The sequence below is a fragment of the Komagataeibacter xylinus NBRC 15237 genome, assembly GCF_001571345.1.
GTDB lineage: Bacteria > Pseudomonadota > Alphaproteobacteria > Acetobacterales > Acetobacteraceae > Komagataeibacter > Komagataeibacter xylinus.
Window position 1 is genome coordinate 20,284 of the sequence record NZ_BCTP01000007.1, and the last position, 26,788, is coordinate 47,071.

The window sequence follows — 26,788 nt, forward strand, 5'->3', positions numbered from 1 at the left end:
CGGGGACGGGAACGGGCGGGACGACCAAGAATTCGATCCTGTCTCTGCGCGCATACTCGTTTCCGCTTCCCTCTGTCTTTGCTTCACCGTCATGCTGGCATGGCGGGGTGGCCCAATGTGTTTGCAAGAATCCTGAACCGGGCGATACCGCCCCTTTCTCGCGTCACTCTCTAGCATGGGATGGCTGTTGTGCAATCCGCTAGCCCGATGATGAGGGAAGATTGTGGCTGCCCTGCAGGGTGCACATGGGGCTGAACCCGGCCCGCATGGGCCTGGGGGAAGGGGATGCTGGCAGAATTGCCGCGTTGGGTGTGACGTAAAATCCACATCTCGACAACGCCACCGCAGGAACGCGGTGGCACCGGATCACGCTTTGTTGAACGCGCCCGTCAGCCTTGGCGGACCAGCCGGGGCGCGATTTCGGGGAACATCTCGGCAAGCTCGCGTGCTTCGCGCCGGCTCAGTCCGTGGGTTGCGGGGTCGATGTCCTGCCCGCCCATGGCCACGCGCAGCACGCGCAGCGCGGGGCCTGACAGCAGCACGGCGTCGCGCATGTAGTCGGTAAACGCCTCGTAGGTGAACGGCGCCCATTTTTCCACGATCTGCAGGATGGCGTCGGCATAGGCGCGGATTTCGTACTGGGCGTGGCTGTCGGCGCGCAGCCGCAGGAAGTGCAGCAGGTTCCACAGGTTAATCTGCCAGTAGAACTGGGTCATGATGTTGACCGGCAGGTTCATGCGCGCAAGCTCGCGGGCGATGGCGGGGCGCGAGGGGTCGCGCTTCTCACCGTTTTCATCCTCGTTGAGCAGGTCGAGATAGTGGTCATAGCAGCGCGAGGCGTCATTGCGCAGGATGTCGAGCACCTCGGCGGCCTGCTCGGGCGGCAGGGCATCGGCGCGGCCCTGCTTGTTATTGGTGGACTGGGCCGCGATATCCTCGGGGCGGGGGAAGTAGAATTCCTTCTCCAGCACCGAATAGCGCGCCGAATATTCATTGATGCTGGCGGTGCGGTGGCGGAACCACTGGCGCGTGACGAATATGGGCGCGCGCACATGCAGCTTGATCACGGCCAGCTCGAACGGGCTGGTGTGGCGGTGGCGCATGAGGTAGCGGATCAGGCCCCGGTCATCGGACGTGCTGCGCGTGCCCTTGCCGTAGGAGACGCGCGCACCCTGCACGATGCCGCTATCGCCGCCCATGTAGTCCACCGCGCGCACGAAGCCGGTCTCGAGCACGGGAATGGGTGAATACAGCACGTCTTCCACCGCGGGCACGACCAGGCGGCGGGTCTGGGCCCATCCGGCGCGGGCTGCCTCGATTGCCGATTTCTGCTCGCTGGAAAACATGTGTCCTACCGCCTCGTTCATATGCATCACCACAAGGACGCGGGCCATACCATATGGGCCAGACCATATAAAGCGGCACGTCGGTCCAGCAGCCCGCATGACCTGCCGCAACCATGTGGCTCTGACCCGGTTTTACGGCGGCATCATGGCGCATGCTCACGCCTGGGGGCAATCAAATCCATGCTCGGGCAGGGCCTGTAACCGCCAGTCAGCGGCATTGCCATGGCTGTTATGGCGGGCAGGCACAAAATTTCCCCCCCCTCGCGCGTGGATGGAATTGTGGCTGGCGGGTCGCGTGCCCTGGCATGCGTATCCCCTTGCCAGATGCGGGGCGAACACCTATGTTGGAAAGTGCAGGAGGGGCTTGCCCCTTGGCTATGGCGATAAACGGCGCGTGGAATAAGTGTTGTGGACCCGGGGGCGGTACCCGGCGTCTCCACCAGTTTCCCTCCCAGGTGGGGGATATGGGGACGAAACAGGCTCGACACGCATGGTAAAGACCCGCCTTTTGCCCGGCATTGTACCACCGTTATCGGGCTAAATCACAAGTGCCAACGATAACTCAGAGGTGCTCGCTGTCGCTGCATAAGCGATAAGCGCGGTTCGGGAGGGCACCGGGCAACAGAAGCCCTCCCACCTTTTCTTCTGCTCATGTTAGGTTGATGACGCGGTATCCGCTTCGTGAAGGGATGCCGCGCGCCCGTGGCTTGCCATGCCATGAAGTTTGACGCACAGCTTGGTGCTGTGGCACGGCGTGGTCCGAACCCGCATGTCTGCAAAAATCCGTTCCGGGTCAGCATTGCCCGGGCGGATGTACGGAGAAGTCCGAAATGTCCGATGATCACGACGAGGAAAACGGTTTCGATGCCGCCATCCCCGACAGCCTCATGCCCTATGATTCCTGGATCGAGGATTCATACCGCCATGTCATGCTGCGCGCGCTTGATTACGCCGCAGCCCACGGCCTGCCCGGCGATCATCATTTCTACCTGACATTCAGGACCGACTGGCCAGGCGTTGAAATGCCCGACCGCCTGCGCGCGCAGTACCCTCACGAGATCACGATCGTGCTCCAGCACCAGTTCTGGGATCTCAAGATCGACCGCGCGCGCCAGATTGTCTCGGTCGGGCTGTCATTTGGCGGCGTTCCCTCCACGCTGGTGATTCCGATGGCCGCCATCTCAGCCTTTGCCGATCCGCATATCCGCCTTGCCCTGCGCTTCAGCGTGCCCGAGCAGCCGCCCGTTCCTGCCGCCCCCGAGGGCGAGAACGTGGTGCCGGTACAGCCCGCGGCCGCAGCACAGCCTGCCGCACCCGCAGCACAGGAAGGCAAGGGCGCAAAGGAGAAGGGCGACGGCTCGCAGGTTGTAAGTCTTGCCGCCTTCCGCAAGCGCGGACCGGGCGGGCCGGGCTGAGCCACATCAACCATCCGGGTGCGCCGGATGCACCGGACGCGCCCTGATTCCATAACGCCGCCACCCGGAACCAATCCGGGGGAAAAGGCAGAGGAGAGTGTCCGTTGAACGTATCCGCACCCGCGCGCAAGCCATTCGTGTATGGCCCGCTCTTTCCGTTGCATGATGATGACACACCGTGGAAGAAGCTTGAGATCGAGGGCATCACCACCTCGGTCCTCGCGGGCCGCACGGTGGTCCATATCCGCCCCGATGCGCTGACGGCACTCGCCGCCCGCGCCTTCAATGACGTGGCGCACCTGCTGCGGCCGGGCCATCTCGCGCAGCTTGCCAAAATCCTCAAAGACCCCGAGGCGTCGGAGAACGACCGCTTCGTGGCGATGGACCTGCTCAAGAACGCCTGCATCGCGGCAGGCGGTGTGCTGCCCATGTGCCAGGATACCGGCACCGCCATCGTGTATGGCAAGAAGGGCCAGCGCGTGTGGGTGGATGGCAATGAGGAGGAAGCCTTCTCGCGCGGGGTGTATGATACCTATACCGGCACGGCGCTGCGCTATTCGCAGATGGCCCCGGTCTCCATGTTCGAGGAAGTGAACACCGGCACCAACCTGCCGGTGCAGTTCCATATCTCGGCCACACCGGGCGACTACCATGCCGAGCAGATGGACCTGATGTTCATCGCCAAGGGCGGCGGGTCGGCCAACAAGACCTTCCTGTTCCAGGAGACGCGGGCACTCCTGTCCAACAAGGAAAACCTGCTGAAATGGCTCGATGGCAAGATCCGCACGCTGGGCACCTCCGCCTGCCCGCCCTACCATCTTGCCGTGGTGATTGGCGGCATGTCGGCCGAGCAGAACCTCGAGACCGTCAAGCTCGCCTCGACCCGCTGGCTCGACAGCCTGCCCACCGAGGGCAGCGTGCACGGCCATGCCTTCCGTGATCTTGAGATGGAAGGGGAAATTCACAAGCTGACCCAGCGCCTCGGCATTGGCGCGCAGTTTGGCGGCAAGTATTTCTGCCACGACGTGCGCGTGGTGCGCCTGCCGCGCCATGGCGCGTCGCTGCCGGTGGGAATCGGGGTGTCGTGCTCGGCTGACCGGCAGGTCAAGGCGCGGATCACGGGCGATGGCGTGTTCCTTGAACAGCTCGAGACCGATCCCGCCCGCTTCCTGCCCGAGACCACGGATGACGACCTCGAGGGTGAGGCGGTGCAGATTGACCTCAACCAGCCGATGGACAAGATCCGCCGCAAGCTCTCGCAATACCCCGTGCGCACGCGCCTGTCGCTGACCGGCACGATGGTGGTGGCGCGCGACATCGCCCATGCCAAGTTCCGCGAACGGCTGGAGAAGGGCGAGGGCCTGCCGCAATACCTCAAGGACCACCCCGTCTATTACGCTGGCCCTGCCAAGACGCCAGAGGGCATGCCCACCGGCGCGTTCGGCCCCACCACGGCTGGCCGCATGGACAGCTATGTTGCCATGTTGCAAAAGGCAGGCGGCTCCTATGTCATGCTGGCCAAGGGCAACCGCTCCAAGGCGGTGCGCACGGCGTGCCATGAATATGGCGGCTTCTATCTCGGCTCCGTCGGCGGCCCTGCCGCCCGCCTTGCGCAGGACTGCATCCGCAAGGTCGAGGTGCTGGAATACCCCGAACTGGGCATGGAAGCGGTGTGGAAGATCGAGGTCGAGAATTTTCCGGCCTTTATCGTGATCGACGACAAGGGTAATGATTTTTATGATGGCCTGACCGGCTGAGACGTCATCCTATGGGGCGTCCGGCCTGCCCGTCGGGCCGGACAACCGAAGGTTAGGGAGCGCCATGCGTTTTACCGTCGATCGTCTTGACCACCTTGTGGTGAGTGTGCGGGACCTTGAGGTCTCGGCCTCGTGGTACCAGCGCGTGCTGGGCATGGAGCGCGAGGAATACGGGCGCAACAACCGTACGGCGCTGAAATTCGGCGGCCAGAAGATCAACCTCCGCCCGCATGGGGCCGAGGGCTGGGTCACGGCGGAAGATGCACTGCCCGGCACCAATGACCTGTGTTTTACCACAGCACTCAACAGCGTGGATGTAATTGAACACCTGGAAAAATGCGGCGTGCGCGTAACCGAGGGGCCTGTGGCCCGCCTGGGCGCACTCGGGCCGGTCACCTCGGTCTACTGCCATGACCCGGATGGCAACCTGATCGAGATCGCCTCATATCAGGGGTAGTATCGGATAAAAGTTTTTGGGTGCCGCCTTTTCTCAAAAAGGCGGCATTTTTTCGAAGCTTTTTTGAAAAAAGCTTCACCCAAAACTTTTGTTATTTAGGCTTCTTGCCATAAACGGCAGTCAGCCTGGCCGAGCCAAGGCTGTGCTGGTTGATCACGAATCCCACCATCGCGCCGGAGGCATCGTTCGGCAGTTCGACCTGCGCGATGTCAAGCGCGTGGATGGTGAAGATGTAGTGATGCTCCGGCCCCGGCGGGGGGGCTGCGCCGCCATACACGTTGCCGCCAAAGTCGGTGCGCGTCATCTCGGCATGTTCCGGCAGGCTGTTGTCGCCCGAGCCAGCGCCCGCGGGCAGCGAGGTGACATCGGCAGGGATGTTGATGACAACCCAGTGCCACCAGCCCGAGCCGGTGGGCGCATCGGGGTCATACATGGTGATGGCGAAGCTCTTGGTGCCCGCGGGCGGGTCCTGCCATGCCAGCGGCGGCGAGATGTTGCCGCCGCAATAGCCCATGCCTTCAAACACCTGGGCTTCAGGCAGGCGGTCGCCATCGTTGAAGGAGCGGCTGGTCAGTGTAAACGTCATGTGATTTTCCTGCTTTTCGTGCCGTGGCTGGCGCGAATAGGGGGAGGGTAATGGCGCCGGGAATTACCAGTTCTGGCTGATGAGCCAGAATTCTTCCGAGGTCAGGGTAATGACCTGATCGTTGTTCTTGCTCTCGGCAGCGGCGCGGGCCAGGGCCTCGATGCGCTGGATCATGATGGTCTTGCGCTGGTGGGCCTCGCTGCGGTCCTTTTCTTCCACCGTTTCGAGCACATGCAGCGCGGTCTTGCAGGCGCGGGCAATACGGACGGCATCAAGGGCGGCGTAGGACATGGCATAACTCCATAAATTTCGCGGCATCCGGCTGCGCCGGGTGCGGGCGGGAACATTCCCGTGCGGGAATCGCTGCCGCATTGTGGCTTTCCCGGCTGCGTCTGTCCAACACCGCCATGCGGCAGACGCACGAAGCGTATTGAAAAACGGAATGAAAGTTTCCGGGTGCCGCCTTTTTTCAAAAAGGCGGCGTTCCCTGAAGCTTTTTGAAAAAAGCTTCACCAAAAACTTTTCCATGATTTGCGGCATATGCCGTGATCAGGCGTTTTCAGCAGTTTCTTTGTAAGGGCCATGAGAGTTCATGCTGGCAACCGGGGTGCGGATTCCGTAAAGGGAGCCGCATGACGGATCTGGTTTCTGATTTCGACTTCACCCTCCCGCCCGCGCGCATCGCCGACCACCCGGCCCGCCCGCGTGACAGCGCGCGCCTGCTTGAGGTGCCCGCGGCAGGCCCCTTTCTCGACCGCCACGTGCGCGACCTGCCGGGCTGCCTGCGGGCAGGCGATATTCTGGTGGCCAATGACACGGCGGTGATCCCGGCCCAGCTTGCCGCCATGCGCGGCGAGGCGAAGATCGGCATTACACTCGACCGCATCCTGCCCGATGGGTCATGGCATGTGCTTGCCCGCAACGCCCGCCGCCTGCGCCCGGGTGATACGCTCACCTTTGGCCGCAGCGCGGTGACGGCGGAGGTCATCAGCCGGGGCGACGCGGGCGACGTGACCCTGCGCTTCAGCGCCGAGGGTGCTGCATTCGACCAGTTCCTGCACGATGCAGGCAGGCTGGCCCTGCCGCCTTACATCGCCCGCCCCGATGGCCCGACCGAGGCAGACCGCAAGGACTACAGTACCATCTTCGCCCAGCATCGCGGGGCCGTGGCCGCCCCCACGGCGGGGCTGCACTTTACGCCTGACCTGCTGGCCGCCCTCGACAGGGCAGGCGTAATCCGCCAGACCCTGACGCTGCATGTGGGCGCGGGTACCTTCCTGCCCATGCGCAGCGACCAGATTTCCGCCCATCGCATGCATGCCGAGCGTGGCACCATCTCGCCGCATGCGGCCCAGCGCATCAATGCCGCGCGGGCTGCGGGCGGGCGGATCGTGGCCGTGGGCACCACCTCGCTGCGCCTTTTGGAAAGTGCGACGGATGAAAACGGCATCGTCCATCCCTTTCATGGCGAAACGGCCATCTTCATCAGGCCCGGCTACCGCTTCCGCGCGGTGGACATGCTGCTGACCAATTTCCACCTACCGCGCTCGACCCTGTTCATGCTGGTCTGCGCCTTTGGCGGCTACCACCGCATGCAGGCGGCCTATGCGCATGCCATTGCCAGCGGCTACCGCTTCTATTCCTATGGCGATGCCTGCCTGCTGCACCGCACCGAGGGAGACCTGCCATGACCACTTTCCGCTGGCGGCCCGAAGCGCGCTCCGGCCACGCGCGCGCGGGCTGGCTCGATACCGCGCATGGCACGGTCGCCACCCCCACCTTCATGCCCGTGGGCACGGTGGGCACGGTCAAGGCCATGACGATGGATAGCGTGCGTTCTACGGGCGCGGGCATCGTGCTGGGCAACACCTATCACCTCATGCTCCGCCCTGGCGCCGAGCGGGTGCGCCAGCTTGGTGGCCTGCACCGCTTCATGGACTGGCCGGGGCCGATCCTGACCGATTCGGGCGGGTTTCAGGTCATGTCGCTTGGCCCGCTGCGCAAGCTGGACCAGGACGGCGTGACCTTCCGCTCGCATATCGATGGCTCGAAGCACCGCCTCACCCCCGAGCGCTCGACCGACATCCAGCATGCGCTCGATGCCACCATCAGCATGTGCTTTGACGAATGCCCCGCCCTGCCCGCAGCGCCGGAAGTCATTGCCCAGTCCATGCGCATGTCGATGCGCTGGGCCGAGCGGTGCCGCACGGCCTTCGTGCAGCGGCCCGGTTATGCGCAGTACGGCATCATCCAGGGTGGCACCGAGCCGGAACTGAGGGCCGAGAGCGTGAAGGCGCTGACCGGCATCGGCTTTGAAGGTTACGCCATTGGTGGCCTTGCGGTGGGCGAGGGGCAGGAACTGATGTTCTCCACCCTCGATTCCACCGTGTCGCTCATCCCCGATGGCAGCCCGCGCTACCTGATGGGCGTCGGCACGCCCGATGACCTGCTCGGCGCGGTGGAGCGCGGGGTGGACATGTTCGACTGCGTCATGCCCACGCGGGCGGGGCGCACTGCACGCGCCTATACCGAGCGCGGCACGCTCAACATGCGCAATGCCCGGCACGCCAGCGATTCGCGGCCCATCTCGCCGCATTGCGACTGCCTGGCCTGTTCGCGCCACAGCCGCGCTTACCTGCACCACCTGTTCCGCGCCAACGAGATGCTCGGCCCCATGCTGCTGACATGGCACAACATCGCCTATTACCAGCGGCTCATGCGCGGCATGCGGGCGGCCATTGTCGATGGCACGTTCGAGGCCCACGCCGCCCACCTGCGCGCTGAGTGGGAAATGGATGACTGGAGTGGGGATGAAATGCCCTTTCCCGACATTCCGCCCGTGCCCTGATGGCACAGGCATTGCCTGATCCGGCCCGCCTTGCGGCCCGCATTGCCGAACATGCGCGCGCGCTGGGCTTTGACGGCGTGGGCTTTGCGCCCGCCCGGCTTGATGAGGCGACGCGCGCCCGCCTTGCGGCCTTCGTGGAGAACGGATTTGCGGGCAGCATGGGCTGGATGGCCGAGCGCATGGCCCAGCGCGGCGACCCGGCGACCCTGTGGCCCGAGGTGCGCAGCGTCATCGCGCTGGGGCTGAACTACGCGCCACAGGGCGACGCGCTGGCCACCACGCGGGTGCCTGATGCGGGCAATATTTCCGTCTATGCCCGCAACCGCGACTATCATGACGTGGTCAAGGGCATGCTCAAGCATCTGGCGCAGTTCGTGGTCAACGAGGGCAGGCGGGCGGCCTGTGATGCGCAGGTCAAGGTGTTTGTCGATACCGCCCCGGTCATGGAAAAGCCGCTGGCGCAGAATGCGGGGCTGGGCTGGCAGGGCAAGCATACCTCGCTGGTGTCGCGCCAGCACGGGAGCTGGCTGTTCCTGGGCGAGGTCTATACCACGCTCGACCTGCCGCAATCCGCCCCCTCGGGCGGGGGGTGCGGCACCTGCACCCGCTGCCTCGATGCCTGCCCGACCAATGCCTTTCCCGCCCCCGGCGTGATGGATGCGCGGCGGTGCATCTCCTACCTTACCATCGAGAACCGCGACCCGATTCCCGAGGCCCTGCGCCCGGCCATGGGCAACCGCATCTATGGCTGCGATGACTGCCTTGCCGTGTGCCCGTGGAACCGGTTCGCGCAGGCGACGGGCCACATGAAGCTTGCCGCGCGCGATGACCTGCGCGCCCCCGCGCTGCGCGAACTGGCGGCGTTGGATGATGCAGGGTTCAGGGCGCGTTTTTCCGGCTCGCCCATCAAGCGCATTGGCCGCAACCGGTTCGTGCGCAACGTGGCGGTGGCCATTGGCAATAGCGGGCAGGCTTCCCTGCGCCCGGCAGTCGCCCGCCTGTGCAATGACCCCGACCCCGTGGTGGCCGAGGCCGCGCGGTGGGCCACCCTGCGGCTGCCCGCATGAGCGCGCCGCCCGCCATGCCGCTGCCCGCCCAGCGGGGTGCCAGGATGCTGCACAAGCGCAGCCTCAACCTGTCGGGCCACCGCACCTCCGTGGCGCTGGAGCCGGAGTTCTGGCATGCGCTGCACCTCATTGCCCACGCACGCGGGCTGGCGCTTGCAGCCCTTGTGGGGCAGGTCGATGCCGCACGCCCCCCAGACCGGCCCCTGGCGTCCGCCCTGCGGGTGGAGGCATTGCGCGAATGGATGCCAGCCCTGCCCGAAATGGCTGGTACCGACAGGCAAGATCAGTTGGGTTGACCAGGCAATCGTGCTAGCATCGGGGCATGGCGATCTGGGGCAAGATTTTTGGTGGCGTTGCGGGGTTCGCGGTTGGCGGCCCCATGGGCGCGGTCGTGGGCACGGCGCTCGGGCACGCGGCGGATAACGGCTCGTTGCTGGAAACCCCGGCAGGCGGCTGGACCGATCGCTGGGGCCCGCGCCTCAATGCCGACCCCAACGGGGCGGCCACCTTCATGGCCGCCAAGATGGCGGCCGCCATGGGCAAGCGCGACCAGTTATACGGGCTGGTCATCATCATCCTGTCCGCCAAGGTGGCCAAGTGCGACGGCCCGGTGAACCGCGCCGAGATCGACGCCTTCAAGCGCCGCTTCCATCTCCCGCCCGAGAACATGAAGGAAGTGGGCCGCCTGTTCGATAGCGCCCGCCAGCGCACCGATGACTACAAGGCTTTCGCCTCCGAACTCGGCCGCGCCTTTGCCAACAAGACCGACATGCTTGAAGAAGCACTGGCGGCGCTGTTTGTCATTGCCCGCGCTGATGGCGAGGTGAACATGCGCGAGGAAGCCTTCCTGCACGGCGTGCACAGGGCCTTCAACCTCAGCCCCGGTGCGTGGGACCGCGCGCGCGAAGGGGGGGCCCGCCCCGGCGTGAGCGAAATCGACGCCTATGAGGTGCTGGGCGTTTCACGCGATGCCAGCAATGACGAAGTGCGCGTGGTCTGGCGCCGCCTCGTGCGCGAGCATCACCCCGATGTGCTGTCCGCACGCGGGGCGAGTGAGGCCATGCGCGCGCAGGGCGAGGCCCGCATTGCCCAGATCAACGCAGCGTGGGACCGGATCAAGCGCGATCGCAAGTTGTAGGATTTCGATGGCAAAGCGGTTCTTTTTTGTAAAAAAAAGAACCAAAAAAATTCTGACTTTTAAAAATAGAAGTTTTTGGTGAAGCTTTTTTCAAAAAGCTTCAAGAAGGGCCGCCCCTGAAATAAAGGCGGCGCCAGGGTTTCATTTCTTTTTGTCCAGCAGGCGGCGCAGCGTAGCCCCCACCGTATGGGCCAGCGCGCGATAGGCCTGGCCTGCCGGGCTGTCGGGGGCCGCGATGACAATGGGCGCGCCCTCATCGGCGCTGGCGCGGATATTAGCGAGCAGCGGGATCTCGCCCAGAAAGGGCACGCCCGTTTTTTCGGCTTCCGCCCGTGCCCCACCGTGGCCGAACAGTTCGGTGCGGTGGTTGCAGTTGGGGCAGCAGAAATAGGACATGTTCTCGACAATGCCCAGCACCGGCACGTTCATCTTCTCGAACATGGCAACACCGCGCCGGGCATCGAGCAGGGCAATGTCCTGCGGGGTGGAGACGATAATGGCTCCGGCCAGCGCGGTTTTCTGCGCCAGGGTCAGTTGCGCATCGCCCGTGCCGGGCGGCATGTCCACCACCAGCACGTCAAGCGCGCCCCATTCCACATCGCCAAGCAACTGGCCAATGGCGCCCATCACCATCGGCCCGCGCCAGATCATGGCCTTGTCCTCTTCCACCAGCATGCCGATCGACATGGCGGAAATACCCCATTTATGCGGCGGGATCAGGCGGCCATCGCGCACTTCGGGCTGGCCGTTTACACCCATCATGCGTGGCAGGGAGGGGCCATGCACGTCGGCATCCATCAGCCCTACCTTCAGCCCTTCCAGCCCCAGCCCCACGGCAAGGTTGACCGCCGTGGTGGACTTGCCAACGCCCCCCTTGCCCGAGGCCACGGCAATCACCACGCCCACACCGGCGGGCAGCGGGCCGGTGGGCGCTTTCCTGCCCGCCTTGCCACCACCAAGGTTGAGCGGGCGGTGACCACCGCCTGCCGCTGGTGCAGGGGCAGCGGGCGCCGGGGCCGGGCGGTGCGCGGTCAGGATGACACTGGCCCCCGTGCTGCCGGGAACCGCACCAACAAGGGCGCGTTCGAGTGCGGGTAGCAGGGATTGCAGGCGTTCGGCCCGCGCGCGGTCGGTCGCAATGGCTACGTGGAGCACGCCGTCACGCATCATGAAGGCATCAAGGCTGCCCAGTTCCGCAACGCTTGCGGCCCTGTCGTCCGTGCGCACCTGTCGCAGCACGGTTTCTATGGTTGCCCGGTCGGGACTGGTCATGGTTGCGCTCCCTGCTCTCTCGCCCGTGCGGGTATAGAAGGGGCGGGGCAGGGTGGTCGAGTCATGAAACGGTGCGCGGGCGGCATTGGCGCGCCATGACAGTGCTGCGGGGCATCCCTGCCATGATGAGAATGGCTTGCGATCCGATTTGCTGCTTTACGCTCATTGGGGCGCCGCCGGGTCATGGTCCGGGCGCATCGTGTTGAGGCAGGCAGGGAGCATCATGGGCATTTCCAGCGAGCGGGCGCAGGCCCCGCACCGGCGCGACCACCGTATCGACGCCCTGCGGGGTGCTGCACTCCTCATGATGTGCATCGACCATATCCCCCAGAACTGGCTCAACCGCTTTACCATGCGCAATATCGGCTTTGCCGATGCGGCGGAGGTCTTCGTGCTGCTTGCGGGCTATGCCTCGTGGCTGGCCTACGGGCGGGCCTTTGCCAAAAAGCCGGTGGTCGCGGTTCTGGCCCGCATCGGGCGGCGGTGCTGGCAGCTTTACGTGTTCCAGATCGTGATGGTGGTGGTGTGTATCGCGACCATCCGCATCTGGCGGCATTTCTGGCCGGTGCCGGTCGATTTCCTGGAGCCGGAACTGGCGCATGGGCTGGATTCGGCGTGGCGGGTGCTCTCGCTCGTGGCGTTGCCGGGCAATCTCAACATCCTGCCGCTCTATATCGTGCTGCTGCTGGGTTTTGCCCCGCTTTACGCATTGTTGCGCGGGGTGGGCACGCCGGTGGTGCTGGGGCTGAGTGCGGCGGTGTGGCTGGGGGTCAATTACGACCCGCGGCTGAACTTTCCCAACTGGCTCGACCCTGATGGCTGGTATTTCGACCCGCTGGCCTGGCAGTTCCTGTTTGTGCTCGGCGTGTGCGCGGCCCGGGTCGCGGGCCGGCATGATGGCAGCCTGCCGCGCTCGCGGCTGCTTGCGGGCCTGTGCGCGCTCTACCTGATGTTTTCCGCCGTGCAGTCCTTTCCGTGGACGGACTGGGGCTTTGCCGATCTCAGGCCCGTGGTCATGGCGCTGCCGGACAAGATGATCCTCTCGCCGTGGCGGCTGGTTGATGTGCTGGCGCTGTTCTACCTCGTGCAGTCCTCGCCACGCGCCACCGTGTGGGCCAGTACGCGCTTTGGCCAGCTCATGGCGCTGTTTGGCCGCCACTCGCTGGAAATTTTCACCGCAGGTACGCTGGTCGACCTGTACGGGCGGCTGGTGCTGACCAGTTTTGGCACCGGGTGGGTGATGCAGGTGGTGGTGAACGTGGCGGGATTTTACGTGCTGCTGGCCGTGGCGAGGGTGAAGGAACGCCAGCGCGTGGCGGCAAGGCAGGGCAGGGCGGCATCCGTGCCCGCGGGCGCCCCGCTGTGCCGGGGCTGAAGCCGTGGTTTCCGCCCCCGTGAAGGGCGTGATATAGGTGCCCGTCCGATCGATCCCGTTCAGCAGGATGTAAGAGCCCCATGTCCTTTCGCGCCGCAGTCTTTTCCCGATCCTGCCTTGCCATGGGGCTGGTCACGGCCCTTGGGGGCCAGGCCGCCCGCGCGGCTGATCCCGCGCCTGCGTCAACGCCCGCCCCTGCCACGCCGCCTGCGCCGGCCGCTCCCCTGCGCCTGCCCGGCGAGGGGCGCAACATGCCCGACAGCTTCGCCGACCTCGCGGCCCGGCTGCTGCCCGCCGTGGTGAACGTGTCCACCACCGAGATGGTCCGCCCCGGCGAGGACGATGACGACGGCGATGATGGCGACAGCACGCCGCAGGTGCCCAACTTCCCCGAAGGCTCGCCGTTCGAGAAATTCTTCCACGACTTCATGAACCGCCAGGACAGCCCCAACGCGCCGCCGCGCAAGATGCAGGCGCTGGGCTCGGGCTTCATCATCGACCCCTCCGGCGTGGTCGTGACCAACAAACCACGTCGTGCGCCATGCCGACCAGATCACCATCACGCTGCAGGATAATACCGTGCTCAAGGCGCGGCTGCTCGGCCATGATGACCGCACCGACCTTGCCGTGCTGAAGGTGGACAGCCCCAAGCCTCTGCCCGCCGTGCCGTTTGGTGATAGCGACCATGCCCGCGTGGGCGACTGGGTGCTGGCGATCGGCAACCCGTTCGGCCTGTCGGGCACGGTGACGGCGGGCATCGTGTCCTCGCGCGGGCGCAATATCGAGCAGGGGCCGTATGATGACTTCATCCAGACCGATGCGCCCATCAACAAGGGCAATTCCGGTGGCCCGCTGTTCAACCTGCGCGGCGAGGTGATCGGCATCAATACCGCCATCTACTCGCCTTCGGGCGGGTCGATCGGCATTGGCTTCTCCATCCCGTCCGCCGAAGCGCAGGGCATTATCGAACAGCTGCGCCATCATGGCCGGGTCACGCGTGGGTGGATTGGCGTACGCATCCAGGACGTGACGCAGGAAATTGCCGATGGGCTGGGCCTGCAAAGCCCCCACGGTGCGCTGATCGCGGGTGTCGAGCCCAAGGGGCCTGCGGCGGTGGCGCATCTGCAGACGGGCGACGTGATCCAGAGCCTGAACGGCAAGGACATTGATGGCCGTGCCCTGCCGCGCCTCGTGGCCGAGCTTGCGGGGGGCAGTGTCGCGCATCTGGGCATCTGGCGTAAGGGCCAGCAGATGAACGTGGCCATTACCATCGGCGCCCTGCCCGAGGAAAAGACCGACAAGGCCGACAGCAAGCCCGCCAGCAAGAACCCCGCCCAGGGCAGCAGCCTGGCCATTGCGGGCATGGGCTTTACGGTTGGCGAGATCGACGATATCGCACGCCAGAAATACAACATGGCCGAAGGGCAGAAAGGCGTTCTGGTCACGGGTGTTACCGATGACAGCGCCGCCGCCGAGCGCGGCCTGCGCCCCGGCGATGTCGTGACCGAGGTGCAGCAGTCGGCCGTGAACACGCCCGCCGACCTGCGCCGCCAGATCGACGCCGCCCGCGCCCAGCACCGCAAGACCGTGCTGTTCCTGGTGCAGAACGCCGATGGCCTGCGCTGGGTGCCGTTCCCGCTGCCTGAAGGGGGCGGGCACTGATCTGCATGCCTGAACGCCTGAAGAACCTGTTCTATTCCATCATGGGGCGGGGTACGTGGCGGCAGGTCGTGCGGATGAATGTCTCGCTCATCCTGTCCGGCATTGTCGCCACCGTCATCCATCTCGATGAGCCGGTCTGGGCGCTGATCACCTCGGTCATCGTCATTACCCAAAGCCGCCTGACGCAGACACTCTCGACAGGGCGCGAGCAGATCGTGGGCACGCTGATCGGGGCGGCAGCGGGCATGTCCGCCATTGCGCTCGAGCAGTATACCTCGCTCTCGGTGGGCATGGTGTTCTGGGTCATGCTCATGCCGCTTGCCGTGCTGGTGGCGCTGCGGCCCAAGATGCGGGTGGCCATTGTCACGCTCATGGTGGTGCTGCTGTTCCCTGCCACGGGCGAGCCGTTCTCGCGGCCGCTGCAGCGCATCGCCTCGATCATGACCGGGGTTGTGGTATCGTTCGCGGTGTCGTTCTTCGTGCTGCGCGGCGAGGCGCGGCGCGAGGTGCTGGGCAATGCCGCAAGCCTGCTGCGCCGGCTGTCGGACCTGCTTTCGGGGGCGTTGCACAACCACCCCGACCACGATGCGCTGGCCACCATCGACACGATGTGCCGCTCCCTGCTGCAGGACATGAATGACGGCGTGCAGGAGGCGGAGGTGGAGCACCCGTCCTCGCTGGCGAAGCACGACCCGCTGGTGCTGCGCCTGCCGGGGCTTTTGCGCCGCATCCGCTCGGATGCCATTTTCATCGCGCGCGCGGGCACCGAGGGCGAAACCGCCCATACGGGTGATATCCTGGCCCATGAGCGTGACATGCTGGTCGATGTGCTGGGCCAGATGGCCGCGCGGTGCGACCGGCTGGCCGCGACCCGGCGGGGCCACACCCTGCCCGATGATGACATGCGCCCCCTGCTTGACCGGCTGGAACAGCAGGATGGGGAACATTGGACCCCTGTCATGCGTTTCGCTATTGGCCTGCTGCATGCCGACATGCGGCTGGCCGTGCGGAATATCTGGTCGGACGGGCGCACGGATGATGGTCCGTTCCCGCTTGATGGCCACCCGCTGGTGGCCGAGGCCGGATTCGAGCCCGAGGGCAAGGCTGCGTCCGTTCCCATGCCGGAGGGGCGTGGCCACCCCTCATCATAGAAGGAGCGCAGAAACACCATGCTGAACGAAACAACCCTCACCACCCTTCCCGCTGGCGTGCAGGCGCTGGCCTACAGGCGTGAGGCGGTGGGGCGAGGGATCGTTCATTTTGGCGTGGGTAATTTCTTTCGCGCGCATGAGGCCTGGTACGTCAACCAGTGCCTCGGCCTGCCGGGGCAGTCGCAATGGGGCATCGTGGGCGTAGGGCTGAACGGTGGCCCGCGCGGGGAGGCCAAGGCGCGGCAGTTCCAGCAGCAGGACTGCCTGTATTCCCTGACCGAGGTGGCGGCCGATGGCGCGCGCACCATCTCGATGATCGGGGCATTGCGTGAATACCTGCTCGCCCCAGCCGACCCCGAGGCCGTGCTGGCCCGCCTGGCCTCACCCGAGACCCGCATCGTCAGCATGACGATTACCGAAGGCGGCTACAATATTGAAGAGGAGACCGGGCTTTTCCGCCTTGATGAGGCCGGTGTGAGCGCGGACCTTGCCCATCCGCGCAACCCGGCCACCGTGTTCGGTTACGTGGTGGAGGGGCTGCGCCGCAGGCGCGAGGCGGGCACGCCGCCCTTTACCGTGCTTTCATGCGATAACCTGCGCAGCAATGGCCATGTCGCGCATGCGGCCTTTGTGGGCTATGCCCGCGCGGTTGACCCCGATCTGGCCGACTGGATCGAGGCCAATGTGACCTTTCCATGCTCCATGGTTGACCGCATCACGCCCGGCGTGGATCGGACCACGCGCCAGGCGCTGAACGAGGCCAGCGGACTGGACGACGACCTGCCCGTGCTGGCGGAGGATTTCAGCCAGTGGGTGCTGGAGGATAATTTCTGCAATGGCCGCCCCGCGCTGGAAAAGGCAGGCGTGCAGTTTGTGGATGACGTGGCGGGCTATGAGCAGGTGAAGGTGCGCATGCTCAATGCCGGGCACATCCTGCTCGGTGCCGCGGGGCTTCTGCTGGGCTACCGCTACGCGCATGAAACCGTGGCGGATGCCGACCTCGAGCGCCTGGCCAACGCCTACTGGATGTGTGACGCCATGCCCCAGATCGATGCGCCCGCTGATTTTGATCTTGATGTCTATCGCAGGCGTCTGCTCAGTCGTTTCTCCAACCAGGCGGTGGCCGATACGCTTTTGCGGATCTGTAGCGACGGAGCCTCGAAAGTGCGGGTGTTCTGGACCGATACGGTGCGCCGCTCGCTGGAGAGCGGGCATGATCTGGGCCGCATCGCCTTTGGCATTGCCGCCTATCTGGAAATGCTGCGCGGCCGTGACGAGAAGGGCGAGAGCTACGCCCCGCTCGAACCCACGCTCGATGCCGATGACATGGCGCTGGTCAATGAGGCCAATCTTGCGGCAGCCCTTGCCCTGCCTGCCTTTGATGGCTGGCGCGACATGGATTCGATCGCGCTCGATGCCGCCGTGGTCAAAACGCGCCATGCCATTCGTGAACGCGGCGTGCGGGCGGTGATGCAGGCGCTGTAAAAGGTTTTTGCCGAAGCTTGTTTCAAAAAGCTTCGGCGCCTGTATTGTTTTGAAATATATCCAGTGCCCGGCGCATGGGGCAGGCATCCGCGCCATAGCTTGTGGTAATGGCGGCGGGCACGTCTGGTATTGGCGCAAATCCCAGATGCGCCCACAGCGCGCGTGCCCCTTCCGCCGCCATCAGGGCCAGCCATTTCACGCCCTGCAGGCGTGCCTGCGCGTTGAGATGGCGCAGCGCCGCATGGGCATGGCCCTGACCGCGCAGGGCGGGATCGATGGCAATATCATGCAGATACCAGCAATCGGGACGGTGCGGCAGGTGGCCAAGATGGGTATCGAGCAGGGGCGGGTGGCTCATGCGCCACGGGTGGCTCAGCATGTAGCCGCCGACCTGCCCGTTTTCCCCCAGCAACACCCGGCAGCCCGCAGGGCACAGCCTGCGGCGTTCATCAAGCACGTCCGCCCGTTCGGGGCAGCCGGGGTGCAGGCGGGCGGCAAGCGCCACCACTGCGGGCAGGTGGCCCGGCTGCATCGGCGCCCATGAAGCCGAAGGTCGCCCCGATGGAAGGACAGGTTGGCGCATGATGGGAAAAATCCATTCCAGATAAGGATATTTCAGGTAGAAGAGGCCATTATCATAGCGGCTGTCGGGAGTATGGAAAACATGACACAGATGCGCCTGACCTTGCGGCTCGACGCGAATGGCACGCCCCTGCTCGGGCATGGCAAGATCCGCCTGCTCGAACAGATTGGCGAGACCGGCTCGATCTCTGCTGCGGCGCGGGCCATGGGCATGTCCTACCGGCGGGCCTGGCTGCTGGTCGAGGCGATGAATACCACCTTTGCCCGGCCGCTGGTCAGCGCGCGACCGGGCGGGGGTGGCGGGGCCGGTCTTTCGGCGGAGGGCGAGGCGGTGCTGCGCCTGTACCGTGAAATCGAGCAGGCCGCGCGCGAGGCCGTACGAGGCCCCCTTGAAACATTGGCAGGTATGTGTTCATCCACGCCGTGAAAAAGCCATCAGTACTGTTGATCACAGTTTGTGGCATAAGTGTCTTTGCCCAGTGGTAAAAAATAAAGAATAGTGTGTCAGCACTTCTTAAAAGAAGAACGGACTGGAGTTGAATTAGGTGTTACGACGTAATTTCATGAAAGCGGGTACGGCCCTGTCCGCCCTGTCGGTCGTGGGGTTTGCCGCGCCACGCGCAGCCAGGGCAACCCAGAGCAGCAATTTTGATTCCAACACGGTTCGCACGCTGGCTCATCAATTGTCGCAGCAGGCTTACCAGCCGCCTTCCCAGTCATTGCCCACGCCCCTACGCAACCTGAATTTCGATCAGTACAATTCCATGACCTACCGCCCCGAGCAGGCCTTGTGGCATGGCGAGAACCTCGGTTTCGAGGTCGAGTTCTTTCCCCGTGGCTATCTGTACGCGCCACGGATCGACATGAACGAGGTGGTTGACGGCCAGAGCCATCCTATTGCCTTCAACCCTGACATGTTTACCTATAACGATCCCGCCCTGCGGGTGAATGATGATATCGGCTTTGCCGGGCTGCGCCTGCGCGCGCCCATCAATACGCCGGGCGTGATGGAGGAGTTCTGCGTCTTCCTCGGCGCATCCTATTTCCGTGCCGTGGCCAAGGGGCAGACCTATGGCCTGTCCGCTCGTGGCTTCGCCAATGGCACCGGCGACCCGACGGGCGAGGAATTCGCCCTGTTCCGCGCCTTCTGGCTGGAAAAGCCCAAGGCGGGCGTGGATAGCGTGGTGCTGCATGCGCTGCTCGACAGCCCCTCGCTCACCGGCGCGTTCCGCTTTACCATCCGCCCCGGCGAGACCACGGTGTTTGACGTGCAGTCCTCGCTTTACCCGCGCAAGGCGATTGCCGAATCCGGCATCGCCCCGCTCACCGGCATGTTCTATTTTGATGCCAATGACCGCTCGCGCGTGGATGACTGGCGCCCCGCCGCCCATGACAGCGAAGGTCTTTCCATGTGGACCGGCAGCGGGCAGCAGTTGTGGCGGCCGCTGCGCAACCCGCGCGACCTGCAGTTCTCCGCCTTTACCGATGTGCGGCCGCATGGCTTTGGCCTGATGCAGCGCAAGCGCGCCTTTACCGATTTCGAGGACGTGGCGCTGAATTATGAAAAGCGCCCCTCGCTGTGGATCGAGCCGATCGGGGACTGGGCGGCAGGCGCTGTTGACCTGGTGGAAATCCCCACCCCCAACGAGGTTAATGACAACATCGTCTCGTTCTGGCGCCCGCAGGAGGCGCTCGCCGCTGGCCGGGAATATGTGTTCACCTACCGCATGTACTGGGGGTGGGATACGCCGTGGCCCACGAAGCTTGCGCGTATCGCCGCAACCCGCGTGGGGGACGCGACCGATGATTCGCATACGCGCTTCTTCGATCTCGATTTTGTCGGCACGCCCTTCGACAAGCTGCCTGATAACCCGCATTTCCACCTGCAATGCCGCACTTCGGCGGGGGAGATCCGCAATGTGGTGGTCGAGCCGGTCGAGCCGATCCACGGCTGGCGCAGCACGTTCGAGTTCGCGCCCGGCGATGCCAAGGTGGCGGAACTGAACTGTGTGCTGGCCGATGACAATGGCCCCGTATCGGAAGAATGGGTCTATCGATGGACGCCGTAGGGGCGCCACCGCGCCCGGCCCAGCCGGTGCCGCCCGCCAGCCTGCTGCCGCAGGGCTGGGCCGCCCTGCCGCCCGATGCCCCGCTCGACATGCCCGTGCGCGCGCTCGAAGCCGAGCCCGACCGGCATGGCCGCCCCCCGGTGCCCACTACCCAATGGCGGCTGATCGGGTTGCGGCGGCTTGCCGTCATTGGCGGTGCCGTGGCCATGACCGGCATGGCCGGTTACGAGATGGACCTTGTGTTCAATGCCGTGCAGCGCTCGGTGGCGGGCATGGTCATGCTGCTGCTGTTCGTCATGCTGTTTTTATGGATCGCGCTGGCCTTTACCTCGGCGCTGGCGGGTTTTGCCTCCATGCTGGCGCATGGCGGGCTGGGGCTTGGCATCAAGCGCAGCGGCGCGCTGCCGCGGGTCACCACCCGCACGGCGCTGCTCATGCCCACCTATAATGAAGATCCGGGCCGCGTCATGGCCGGGCTGCGCGCCACCATCGACAGTCTGGGCGCCACGCGCCAGGAGCGCGCGTTTGACGTGTTCATCCTGTCCGACACGACTGACCCCGACATATGGGTGGCGGAGGAGGCCGCCTATATGGCCCTGTGCCGCGCCACGGGCTGGGGCGGCCGGCTGTTCTACCGCAGGCGCGCGGTCAATACCGACCGCAAGGCCGGTAATATTGGCGAATGGGTGCGCAATTATGGCGCGGCCTACCAGCAGATGATCACGCTCGATGCCGACAGCGTCATGTCGGGCGACGTGATCGTGCGCCTGACCGCGGCCATGGAAAACAACCCCGGCGTGGCCCTGATCCAGTCCCTGCCGGTGATCGTGAACGGGAGCACGCTGTTTGCGCGCATGCAGCAGTTCGCAGGCCGCGTGTATGGCCCGCTGATTGCCCACGGCATTGCCTGGTGGCATGGCGCGGAGGGCAATTACTGGGGGCATAACGCGGTGATCCGCACGGCAGCCTTTGCCGAGCAGGCGGGCATGCCGCACCTGCCGGGCCGCAAGCCTTTTGGCGGGGCGATCCTGAGCCATGACTTTGTCGAGGCGGCCCTCATGCGCCGTGGCGGCTGGGCCATTCACATGGTGCCCGCCCTGATGGGCTCCTATGAGGAAAGCCCGCCCTCGCTGACCGATATCGCCATCCGCGACCGGCGCTGGTGCCAGGGCAACCTGCAGCACGCCAAGGTGCTGCCCGCGCGGGGGCTGCACTGGGTCAGCCGCATGCACATGCTCATGGGCATCGGCTCCTATGTCACGGCGCCGCTATGGCTGATCTTCCTGCTCGTGGGCATTTTGGTCTCGTTGCAGAACCGCTTCTACAAGCCGGAATATTTTGGCGATACCAAGCTGCTTTACCCGCACTGGCCGCATGTTGACCCCGTGCAGGCGGAATACATGTTCATCGGCACCATGATCGTGCTGCTCGCTCCCAAGATCCTGGCCTACATGCTGCTGCTCATTGATGGCCCGCTGCGCCGGGGCTGCGGCGGCGCAATCATGGCGGCGGCCTCCATTCTGGTCGAGACGCTGATCGGCGGCCTGATCGCGCCGATTGCCATGATGATCCAGACGGCGGGCGTGCTGTCCATCCTGCTCGGCCGTGATTCCGGCTGGAATGCGCAGCGGCGTGATGCGGGCGGGTTGCAGATCATGCAGAACGTGCGGCTGTACTGGGTGCATACGGTGCTGGGCATTGTGCTGGCCGGGGCGGCATGGAGCGTGTCGCTGCCACTGTTTTTGTGGATGCTGCCGGTTACGCTGGGGCTGGTCTGCGCCATTCCGCTTGCCGCCCTGACCGGCAGTGAAGCGGCAGGCCAGGCCCTGCGCCGCGCGCGCCTGCTGCTCATCCCCGAGGAGACGGACCCGCCGCCGGTGCTGCATGAGGCCGTGGCCTATATGGGCCAGATGGCGGGCCACCCCATACAGGAGGCCATTGCGGCCCTGCGCGCCCGCGCGGGGCTTTTGCGGGTGCATGAGATCATGCTGCCGGCACCGCGCAGGCGGGGCGACCCGATCAACCCGGCCCTGCTGGTGGGGCTGCTCAAGCTGCGCGAGGCACCTGACCTGGCCACGGCGGTGCGCGAACTCAACCGGGCGGAAAAATCCGCCGTGCTGGGCAGCGCCGAAGGGCTGCACCTGCTGGCGCAACTGCCATGAAATGATGAAAGCTTCCGGGTGCCGCCTTTTGTCAGAAAGGCGGCATTTTCCTGAAGCTTTTTGGGAAGAGATTCACCAGAAACGTCTATGGTTTCAGGGGAATGGCTGAAGGCCGGTCAGTCCGATGATGTGCCCTGCGGGGCGGAGACGGCTTCATCGCCTTCATCCGATCCATCAACCGACATGATCGCATCGAGCGAATCACACAGTTTCTTCTGGTTGGCGCTGGCAAGCGATCCGGGCTTGGCGCACAGCTTGGAGGCGTCGGGCACGCAGGATTCGGTGGCGTCCTCGTAGTCGGATTCCATCACGTCATGCGCCAGTGACAGGTTGGGATTGTGCGCGCTCTCGCCCGCCTCCTCAATCACCTTTTCCATCTTGTGCAGGTCATCAAGCTTGTCGAGGCATGCCTTGCTGGCCAGGTCGGGCTTGAGGCGCAGTACGTCCATGGCGCGCTGCACCTTCTGCGTGGCCAGGCTCTGCCCATGCGCCAGCGTGCTCAGGCCCGCAGGGGCAAGCAGCAATGCAACCGGCAGCGCGGCGAGGCGTAAAGACAGCTTGATGTTCACCATGACCGTTCCGTTCGTCCTGTCCCGGCAGCATTAAGGTGCAGCGCGGGCGCATCTGCCCCACCGGGGCGCGGTCCCGACTATGGCAGGAACCCACCCGGTGCGAAAGATGGGGGCAGTGGGCGATGCATGCAGTCCATGCATAAAAATATCATCTGAAAGTTATAGATATAATAAGAAAGAAATCAGAATCGTGTCAAAAATTTGAAAATTCCCTTACATTCACGAGACTTTTTTAGTATAGATTATCCCCACTGAATATATTTTTCGTGTTTTGGCGGAGGTCAGAAACTATCCTGTCACTGTGAAATCGTTCGATACTGAAACGATTTTGTATATCTGGCCAATTCATGGTCTTTCCGGCGCTGGGAAATCACAGCATCGTGCGCGTTTTTCGGTGCGATTTGTGTGTCTTTTCATCGTATTGTTATGAAAGCCGTGCCGCCTGGCGCGTTTTCCTGCCGGATTGACGACTTTACGGCTGGTCATTCGCATGAACAGCAGGTCTGCCAGGCATGATGCGCTGGCGTTTTGGCGCTTGTGCCGCCTGCCTGTCCCTCATGGTCGTGACCCGCACGGGTGGTTGCACGCCCGACTTGTGAAACTGAGTTCCGCACTGGTGTTTCCGGAAAGCCGGACTGTGCGGACGCAGCCTGCATCGACGCTCCGCAATGAGGCGGGGCCGCTCGTTTTCGTGTCGGCTGCCTGTGAAAGAGGAGACTCTCCCCTTGAAACAGACAGACAATCTGTCCGAATCAACGTCCCTGGCCGATCGGCTTGGCATTCCGGCCCCCCTGTTCTGGGGGTTCGTCGGTCTGCTGTTCTTCATGATCGGTGATGGTGTCGAGGCTGGCTACCTGGCGCCCTATCTTGAGGGGCAGGGCATTTCATCGCGCGATACGGCGCTTTTGTTCACCATCTATGGCGTGACCGTGTCCCTGTCCTCCTGGGCTTCGGGGCCGCTGTCCGACCTGTGGGGCCCCAAGCGGGTCATGTGGATCGGCCTTGCCATCTGGGGTGTGTTCGAGGTCCTGTTCCTGACCTTTGGCGTGGCCGTCAACAGCTATCCCATCATGCTGGCCGCCTACACCATGCGCGGCTTTGGCTACCCGCTGTTCACCTATGGCTTCCTGGTCTGGATTGCAGCCGCCACCCCGCCGCGCCAGCTTGGCTCGGCTGCTGGCTGGTTCTGGTTCGCGTTCTCGGGTGGGCTGCCCACGCTGGGTTCGCTGTTCGCCAGCTTCTCCATTCCGCTGATTGGCGAGATGGCGACGTTCTGGTCCTCGCTGGGTCTGGTCATGTTCGGTGGCCTGCTGGCCCTGCTCATGACGCGTGAGCCCATCGGCTCGCGCCGCCTGGCCCCCGTGGGTACCAAGCCGGGCACGATCTTCTTCAGTTCGATCAGCATCCTGTGGCGTGAGCCCAAGACGTTTGTCGCCATGATCGTGCGCACCATCAACACGTCGTCGGAATATGCGTTCCTGGTGATCATGCCAGCGTTCTTCACCAAGGTCATCGGCTTCTCGCTGTCGCAGTGGCTGCAGCTCCTGTCGATCATCTTCCTGTCGAACATCCTGGTGAACCTTGTGTCCGGTATCACGGCGGACCGTCTGGGCCACCGCACCGTTGTCGCCCTGTTCGGCTGCGTTGGCGCTGCAATCACGGTGCCGCTGTTCTACTACGTGCCGCAGATGTTCCCCGGCAACTTCGCCATCGCCGCCGCGATGGGCGCGCTGTATGGCGCAACCATCGCAGCCTTCGTGCCGCTGTCCGGCCTGGTGCCGCAGATCTGCCCGAAGGAAAAGGCCGCCGCCCTGTCCGCCCTGGGTCTGGGTGCGGGTGCAAGCACCTGGGTTGGCCCGGCCATCGTGACGTGGTTCGAAAGCTGGCACGGCATTGAGGGGATTATCTGGATCTTCTGTGGCCTGTATGTGGCCTCGGCCGCGCTGACGCTGGTGCTGACGGTCTCGCCCGAAGCGCGTCGCCATATCGATGAAGCCGCAGCACGCGGTGACGTGGCGGAAGAAGTGACCCTGGGTCACTGACCCTTCCACTTTTCCTGCCCCACAGGCTCCTTCAGGGACCTGTGGATGAAGCGGGCCTGCCCCTATAAAGGGCAGGCCCGTTTTTTATGGCATGTCGTAAAAATCAAAAGTTTTTGGTGAAGCTTTTTTCAAAAAGCTTCCGAAGAACGTCGCCTTTTTGCAAACAGGCGGCGCCCAAAAACTTTTGATTTCTGGAGCCCCAGGGCCCCGGTGTCATGACATAAAAAAGGCCGGAACCCCGTGGGCTCCGGCCTTTATCCTATATGGGTCAGATGCTGCGTTCAGGCCGTCTGCGCGGGGTGCGGGGGCGGTCGGTTCCACCCGGTGCCGCCTGTGTGCCGCGTCGGTCGGCTGCCTTGAGGGCGGGGGCGGCGGTCACTTCGCTTTCAAGCTGGCGGATGCGCTTCTGCACGCTTTCGCGCAGGGCGGGTGCGGTATGCGATTTCATGGAGGCCAGCGTCTCGCGCAGGTCGCGCAACTGCTTCTGCTTTTCGGCAAGGGTGCGACGGATCGGCTGGTTATCGGACATCTGTCCGTGGAATGCGCGCATGATAAGGATCCTGTGGACCTGTGGTCCAGGAAATGAGTTGTTAACCGTATTATGGAAAGAGGCGCAGCACGCACCCACGCCCACCTGGCCCGGAGGGCAGGGCGGCGGCGCGATGCATGATGAACCGGGGGGCTTACCCCTCGTTCAGCGCAAGCACGTCGGCCAGTCCGTGTAACAGGGCCTGGCATTCGGCATCCGTACCAATGGTGATGCGGAGCCACTGTGCAATGCGCGGGGTCCGGAAATGACGCACGATGATCGCCCGCGCCCGCAGGGCTGCGGCAAGCTGTGCGCCGTCACGGTCCGGATGCCGGGCGAATACGAAATTCGCCCGTGATGGCAGGACCTCGAACCCCATCTTCCCCAGGCTGTCTGTCAGCCTGTCGCGTGAGCTTATGATCCTGGCGCTTGTATTTGCAAGCCATTCCCGATCTTCAATCGCGGCAATGGCGCCTGCCTGCGCCAGGCGGTCAAGCGGATAGGAGTTGAAACTGTCCTTGATGCGGGTCAGAGCTGCGATCAGGTCAGGCTGGCCAATGGCATAGCCCACCCGCAGCCCGGCCAGCGCACTCGATTTGGAGAGCGTGCGCACCACGAGCAGGTTGGGGTGCGCGGCTACGAGCGGTATGGCCGTCTCGGCTCCAAAATCCACATAGGCTTCATCCACCACCACCACCGCATCAGGGTGGTCGTGCAGCAGGGCGCGGATGGCATCAAGGCCGAGGGCCATGCCGGTGGGCGCATTGGGGTTGGGCAGGATGATGCCGCCACACGGCCTGCGATAGGCCGCAATGTCGATGCCCATCGCCGCGTCAAGCGGCACGGTCTCGTGGCGTATGCCGTACAGCCCGCAATAGACGGGGTAGAAGCTGTAGGTGATATCGGGGAAGAGCAGGGGTGCTTCATGGTTGAGCAGCCCCTGAAAGGCATGGGCAAGCACCTCGTCCGAGCCATTGCCCACGAACACATGGTCCACCGGCACGTCATGCGCGGTGGCAATTGCCGTGCACAGGCCGTGGGCCGTGGGGTCGGGGTAGAGGCGCAGCGTGTCGTTGGTCGCCGCCCTGATGGCCTCGATCACCCTGGGCGAGGGACCGTACGGGCACTCGTTGGTATTCAGCTTGATCAGGTTGGCCATCCTGGGCTGCTCGCCCGGCACATACGGGGTCAGGCTGTGTACGATCGGGCTCCAGAAACGGCTCATCAGGGTAAATTCCACAAGGTCATGAACATGAAGGCCGCGCCACGGCAA

23 protein-coding genes, 1 other RNA gene and 1 pseudogene are annotated in these 26,788 nt (G+C 64.4%); 17 read left to right on the forward strand and 8 right to left on the reverse strand.

The window, feature by feature from the left end; genetic code table 11:
• Positions 1–389: 389 nt before the first annotated feature.
• A complete protein-coding gene (thyX, locus tag GXY01S_RS04430) occupies positions 390–1,346 on the reverse strand; it encodes an FAD-dependent thymidylate synthase (protein ID WP_061272468.1) in 957 nt (318 codons plus the stop codon).
• Positions 1,347–1,659: 313 nt separating this feature from the next.
• Here thyX and ssrA point away from each other — a divergent pair.
• The 4 genes from ssrA to GXY01S_RS04450 all read left to right on the forward strand — a co-directional run bounded on the left by ssrA (position 1,660) and on the right by GXY01S_RS04450 (position 4,975).
• Positions 1,660–1,982: a transfer-messenger RNA gene (gene ssrA, locus GXY01S_RS04435) on the forward strand.
• Between the two features lie 194 nt (positions 1,983–2,176).
• Entirely contained in the window at positions 2,177–2,761 is a 585-nt protein-coding gene (locus tag GXY01S_RS04440) for an SspB family protein (RefSeq protein WP_061272301.1), read from the forward strand.
• A gap of 104 nt (positions 2,762–2,865) precedes the next feature.
• Complete coding sequence (locus GXY01S_RS04445; protein WP_061272303.1) at positions 2,866–4,518, forward strand: fumarate hydratase; 1,653 nt, start codon at positions 2,866–2,868, stop codon at positions 4,516–4,518.
• 64 nt (positions 4,519–4,582) lie between these two features.
• Positions 4,583–4,975 carry a VOC family protein gene (locus tag GXY01S_RS04450; RefSeq protein WP_061272305.1) on the forward strand — a complete coding sequence of 131 codons (393 nt, stop codon included), beginning with the start codon at positions 4,583–4,585 and terminating at the stop codon, positions 4,973–4,975.
• Positions 4,976–5,066: 91 nt separating this feature from the next.
• Here the strand turns inward: GXY01S_RS04450 and GXY01S_RS04455 are convergent, their stop codons facing one another.
• Together GXY01S_RS04455 and GXY01S_RS04460 are read right to left on the reverse strand one after the other, a co-directional pair.
• Entirely contained in the window at positions 5,067–5,561 is a 495-nt protein-coding gene (locus GXY01S_RS04455; RefSeq protein WP_061272307.1) for a kinase inhibitor, read from the reverse strand.
• A gap of 63 nt (positions 5,562–5,624) precedes the next feature.
• Positions 5,625–5,852 (reverse strand): hypothetical protein, encoded by a 228-nt coding sequence (locus tag GXY01S_RS04460; protein ID WP_061272309.1) that lies wholly within the window; start codon positions 5,850–5,852, stop codon positions 5,625–5,627.
• Between the two features lie 341 nt (positions 5,853–6,193).
• On the opposite strand from GXY01S_RS04460, the gene queA reads away from it, so the two are divergent.
• From queA to GXY01S_RS04485, 5 genes are read left to right on the forward strand one after another with little or no spacing between them, the layout of a single operon-like run.
• The gene (queA, locus tag GXY01S_RS04465) at positions 6,194–7,252 is read left to right on the forward strand and encodes a tRNA preQ1(34) S-adenosylmethionine ribosyltransferase-isomerase QueA (protein WP_061272311.1); all 1,059 of its coding nucleotides are present in this window, start codon (positions 6,194–6,196) and stop codon (positions 7,250–7,252) included.
• Positions 7,249–8,409 (forward strand): tRNA guanosine(34) transglycosylase Tgt, encoded by a 1,161-nt coding sequence (tgt, locus tag GXY01S_RS04470; protein WP_061272313.1) that lies wholly within the window; start codon positions 7,249–7,251, stop codon positions 8,407–8,409. The genes queA and tgt overlap by 4 nt, the downstream gene beginning before the upstream one ends.
• Positions 8,409–9,476, forward strand: a complete 1,068-nt coding sequence (gene queG / locus GXY01S_RS04475; protein WP_061272315.1) for a tRNA epoxyqueuosine(34) reductase QueG — start codon at positions 8,409–8,411, stop codon at positions 9,474–9,476. Before tgt ends, queG begins: the two co-directional genes overlap by 1 nt.
• The gene (locus GXY01S_RS04480; RefSeq protein WP_061272470.1) at positions 9,473–9,772 is read left to right on the forward strand and encodes a ribbon-helix-helix domain-containing protein; all 300 of its coding nucleotides are present in this window, start codon (positions 9,473–9,475) and stop codon (positions 9,770–9,772) included. The genes queG and GXY01S_RS04480 overlap by 4 nt, the downstream gene beginning before the upstream one ends.
• A 26-nt stretch (positions 9,773–9,798) precedes the next feature.
• Positions 9,799–10,614, forward strand: a complete 816-nt coding sequence (locus tag GXY01S_RS04485) for a TerB family tellurite resistance protein (protein ID WP_061272316.1) — start codon at positions 9,799–9,801, stop codon at positions 10,612–10,614.
• A 141-nt stretch (positions 10,615–10,755) separates the two neighbouring features.
• On the opposite strand, the gene GXY01S_RS04490 is transcribed toward GXY01S_RS04485, so the two are convergent.
• Positions 10,756–11,886, reverse strand: a complete 1,131-nt coding sequence (locus tag GXY01S_RS04490) for an Mrp/NBP35 family ATP-binding protein (RefSeq protein ID WP_061272318.1) — start codon at positions 11,884–11,886, stop codon at positions 10,756–10,758.
• A 223-nt stretch (positions 11,887–12,109) separates the two neighbouring features.
• Between GXY01S_RS04490 and GXY01S_RS04495 the strand changes: the two genes are divergently transcribed.
• From GXY01S_RS04495 to GXY01S_RS04510, 4 genes and pseudogenes are all read left to right on the forward strand, one after another.
• On the forward strand, positions 12,110–13,261 hold the full coding sequence (locus tag GXY01S_RS04495) for an OpgC family protein (RefSeq protein ID WP_061272472.1): 1,152 nt from the start codon (positions 12,110–12,112) through the stop codon (positions 13,259–13,261).
• Between the two features lie 80 nt (positions 13,262–13,341).
• Positions 13,342–14,923 (forward strand): annotated as a pseudogene (locus tag GXY01S_RS04500) (DegQ family serine endoprotease).
• 5 nt (positions 14,924–14,928) lie between these two features.
• A complete protein-coding gene (locus tag GXY01S_RS04505) occupies positions 14,929–16,074 on the forward strand; it encodes an FUSC family protein (protein ID WP_061272320.1) in 1,146 nt (381 codons plus the stop codon).
• 18 nt (positions 16,075–16,092) lie between these two features.
• Positions 16,093–17,559 carry a mannitol dehydrogenase family protein gene (locus tag GXY01S_RS04510; protein ID WP_061272322.1) on the forward strand — a complete coding sequence of 489 codons (1,467 nt, stop codon included), beginning with the start codon at positions 16,093–16,095 and terminating at the stop codon, positions 17,557–17,559.
• Positions 17,560–17,581: 22 nt separating this feature from the next.
• Here GXY01S_RS04510 and GXY01S_RS04515 read toward each other — a convergent pair whose 3' ends face one another.
• On the reverse strand, positions 17,582–18,142 hold the full coding sequence (locus tag GXY01S_RS04515; protein ID WP_061272324.1) for a GNAT family N-acetyltransferase: 561 nt from the start codon (positions 18,140–18,142) through the stop codon (positions 17,582–17,584).
• 81 nt (positions 18,143–18,223) lie between these two features.
• Here GXY01S_RS04515 and GXY01S_RS04520 point away from each other — a divergent pair, with 81 nt between their 5' ends.
• The 3 genes from GXY01S_RS04520 (at position 18,224) to mdoH (ending at position 22,372) form a co-directional block, all read left to right on the forward strand.
• Entirely contained in the window at positions 18,224–18,568 is a 345-nt protein-coding gene (locus tag GXY01S_RS04520) for a winged helix-turn-helix domain-containing protein (RefSeq protein ID WP_061272474.1), read from the forward strand.
• Between the two features lie 136 nt (positions 18,569–18,704).
• On the forward strand, positions 18,705–20,210 hold the full coding sequence (locus tag GXY01S_RS04525) for a glucan biosynthesis protein (protein ID WP_061272326.1): 1,506 nt from the start codon (positions 18,705–18,707) through the stop codon (positions 20,208–20,210).
• Positions 20,198–22,372, forward strand: a complete 2,175-nt coding sequence (gene mdoH / locus GXY01S_RS04530; RefSeq protein WP_061272329.1) for a glucans biosynthesis glucosyltransferase MdoH — start codon at positions 20,198–20,200, stop codon at positions 22,370–22,372. The genes GXY01S_RS04525 and mdoH overlap by 13 nt, the downstream gene beginning before the upstream one ends.
• Positions 22,373–22,488: 116 nt before the next feature.
• Here the strand turns inward: mdoH and GXY01S_RS04535 are convergent, their stop codons facing one another.
• Positions 22,489–22,944 carry a hypothetical protein gene (locus tag GXY01S_RS04535; protein ID WP_242501206.1) on the reverse strand — a complete coding sequence of 152 codons (456 nt, stop codon included), beginning with the start codon at positions 22,942–22,944 and terminating at the stop codon, positions 22,489–22,491.
• A gap of 725 nt (positions 22,945–23,669) precedes the next feature.
• Here GXY01S_RS04535 and GXY01S_RS04540 point away from each other — a divergent pair.
• Positions 23,670–24,986, forward strand: a complete 1,317-nt coding sequence (locus tag GXY01S_RS04540) for an MFS transporter (protein WP_061272331.1) — start codon at positions 23,670–23,672, stop codon at positions 24,984–24,986.
• A gap of 268 nt (positions 24,987–25,254) precedes the next feature.
• Here GXY01S_RS04540 and GXY01S_RS04545 read toward each other — a convergent pair whose 3' ends face one another.
• Both GXY01S_RS04545 and hisC read right to left on the reverse strand, forming a co-directional pair.
• Entirely contained in the window at positions 25,255–25,536 is a 282-nt protein-coding gene (locus tag GXY01S_RS04545; protein WP_061272332.1) for a hypothetical protein, read from the reverse strand.
• Between the two features lie 133 nt (positions 25,537–25,669).
• Positions 25,670–26,740: a histidinol-phosphate transaminase gene (hisC, locus tag GXY01S_RS04550; RefSeq protein WP_061272333.1), complete on the reverse strand. Its 1,071-nt coding sequence runs from the start codon at positions 26,738–26,740 to the stop codon at positions 25,670–25,672.
• Between the last annotated feature and the right edge of the window lie 48 nt (positions 26,741–26,788).

Excerpts from the sequence above, each read along its gene's own strand:
- GXY01S_RS04450 (WP_061272305.1), top strand. The coding sequence starts at position 4,583 with ATGCGTTTTACCGTCGATCGTCTTGACCACCTTGTGGTGAGTGTGCGG.
- GXY01S_RS04490 (WP_061272318.1), bottom strand. The coding sequence starts at position 11,886 with ATGACCAGTCCCGACCGGGCAACCATAGAAACCGTGCTGCGACAGGTG.
- GXY01S_RS04515 (WP_061272324.1), bottom strand. The coding sequence starts at position 18,142 with ATGCGCCAACCTGTCCTTCCATCGGGGCGACCTTCGGCTTCATGGGCG.
- GXY01S_RS04525 (WP_061272326.1), top strand. The coding sequence starts at position 18,705 with ATGAAAGCGGGTACGGCCCTGTCCGCCCTGTCGGTCGTGGGGTTTGCC.
- thyX (WP_061272468.1), bottom strand. The coding sequence starts at position 1,346 with ATGTTTTCCAGCGAGCAGAAATCGGCAATCGAGGCAGCCCGCGCCGGA.
- tgt (WP_061272313.1), top strand. The coding sequence starts at position 7,249 with ATGACCACTTTCCGCTGGCGGCCCGAAGCGCGCTCCGGCCACGCGCGC.
- GXY01S_RS04455 (WP_061272307.1), bottom strand. The coding sequence starts at position 5,561 with ATGACGTTTACACTGACCAGCCGCTCCTTCAACGATGGCGACCGCCTG.
- GXY01S_RS04485 (WP_061272316.1), top strand. The coding sequence starts at position 9,799 with ATGGCGATCTGGGGCAAGATTTTTGGTGGCGTTGCGGGGTTCGCGGTT.
- hisC (WP_061272333.1), bottom strand. The coding sequence starts at position 26,740 with ATGAGCCGTTTCTGGAGCCCGATCGTACACAGCCTGACCCCGTATGTG.
- queG (WP_061272315.1), top strand. The coding sequence starts at position 8,409 with ATGGCACAGGCATTGCCTGATCCGGCCCGCCTTGCGGCCCGCATTGCC.
- GXY01S_RS04495 (WP_061272472.1), top strand. The coding sequence starts at position 12,110 with ATGGGCATTTCCAGCGAGCGGGCGCAGGCCCCGCACCGGCGCGACCAC.
- GXY01S_RS04545 (WP_061272332.1), bottom strand. The coding sequence starts at position 25,536 with ATGCGCGCATTCCACGGACAGATGTCCGATAACCAGCCGATCCGTCGC.
- GXY01S_RS04505 (WP_061272320.1), top strand. The coding sequence starts at position 14,929 with ATGCCTGAACGCCTGAAGAACCTGTTCTATTCCATCATGGGGCGGGGT.
- GXY01S_RS04510 (WP_061272322.1), top strand. The coding sequence starts at position 16,093 with ATGCTGAACGAAACAACCCTCACCACCCTTCCCGCTGGCGTGCAGGCG.
- GXY01S_RS04520 (WP_061272474.1), top strand. The coding sequence starts at position 18,224 with ATGACACAGATGCGCCTGACCTTGCGGCTCGACGCGAATGGCACGCCC.
- GXY01S_RS04440 (WP_061272301.1), top strand. The coding sequence starts at position 2,177 with ATGTCCGATGATCACGACGAGGAAAACGGTTTCGATGCCGCCATCCCC.
- mdoH (WP_061272329.1), top strand. The coding sequence starts at position 20,198 with ATGGACGCCGTAGGGGCGCCACCGCGCCCGGCCCAGCCGGTGCCGCCC.
- GXY01S_RS04480 (WP_061272470.1), top strand. The coding sequence starts at position 9,473 with ATGAGCGCGCCGCCCGCCATGCCGCTGCCCGCCCAGCGGGGTGCCAGG.
- GXY01S_RS04535 (WP_242501206.1), bottom strand. The coding sequence starts at position 22,944 with ATGGTGAACATCAAGCTGTCTTTACGCCTCGCCGCGCTGCCGGTTGCA.
- queA (WP_061272311.1), top strand. The coding sequence starts at position 6,194 with ATGACGGATCTGGTTTCTGATTTCGACTTCACCCTCCCGCCCGCGCGC.
- GXY01S_RS04460 (WP_061272309.1), bottom strand. The coding sequence starts at position 5,852 with ATGTCCTACGCCGCCCTTGATGCCGTCCGTATTGCCCGCGCCTGCAAG.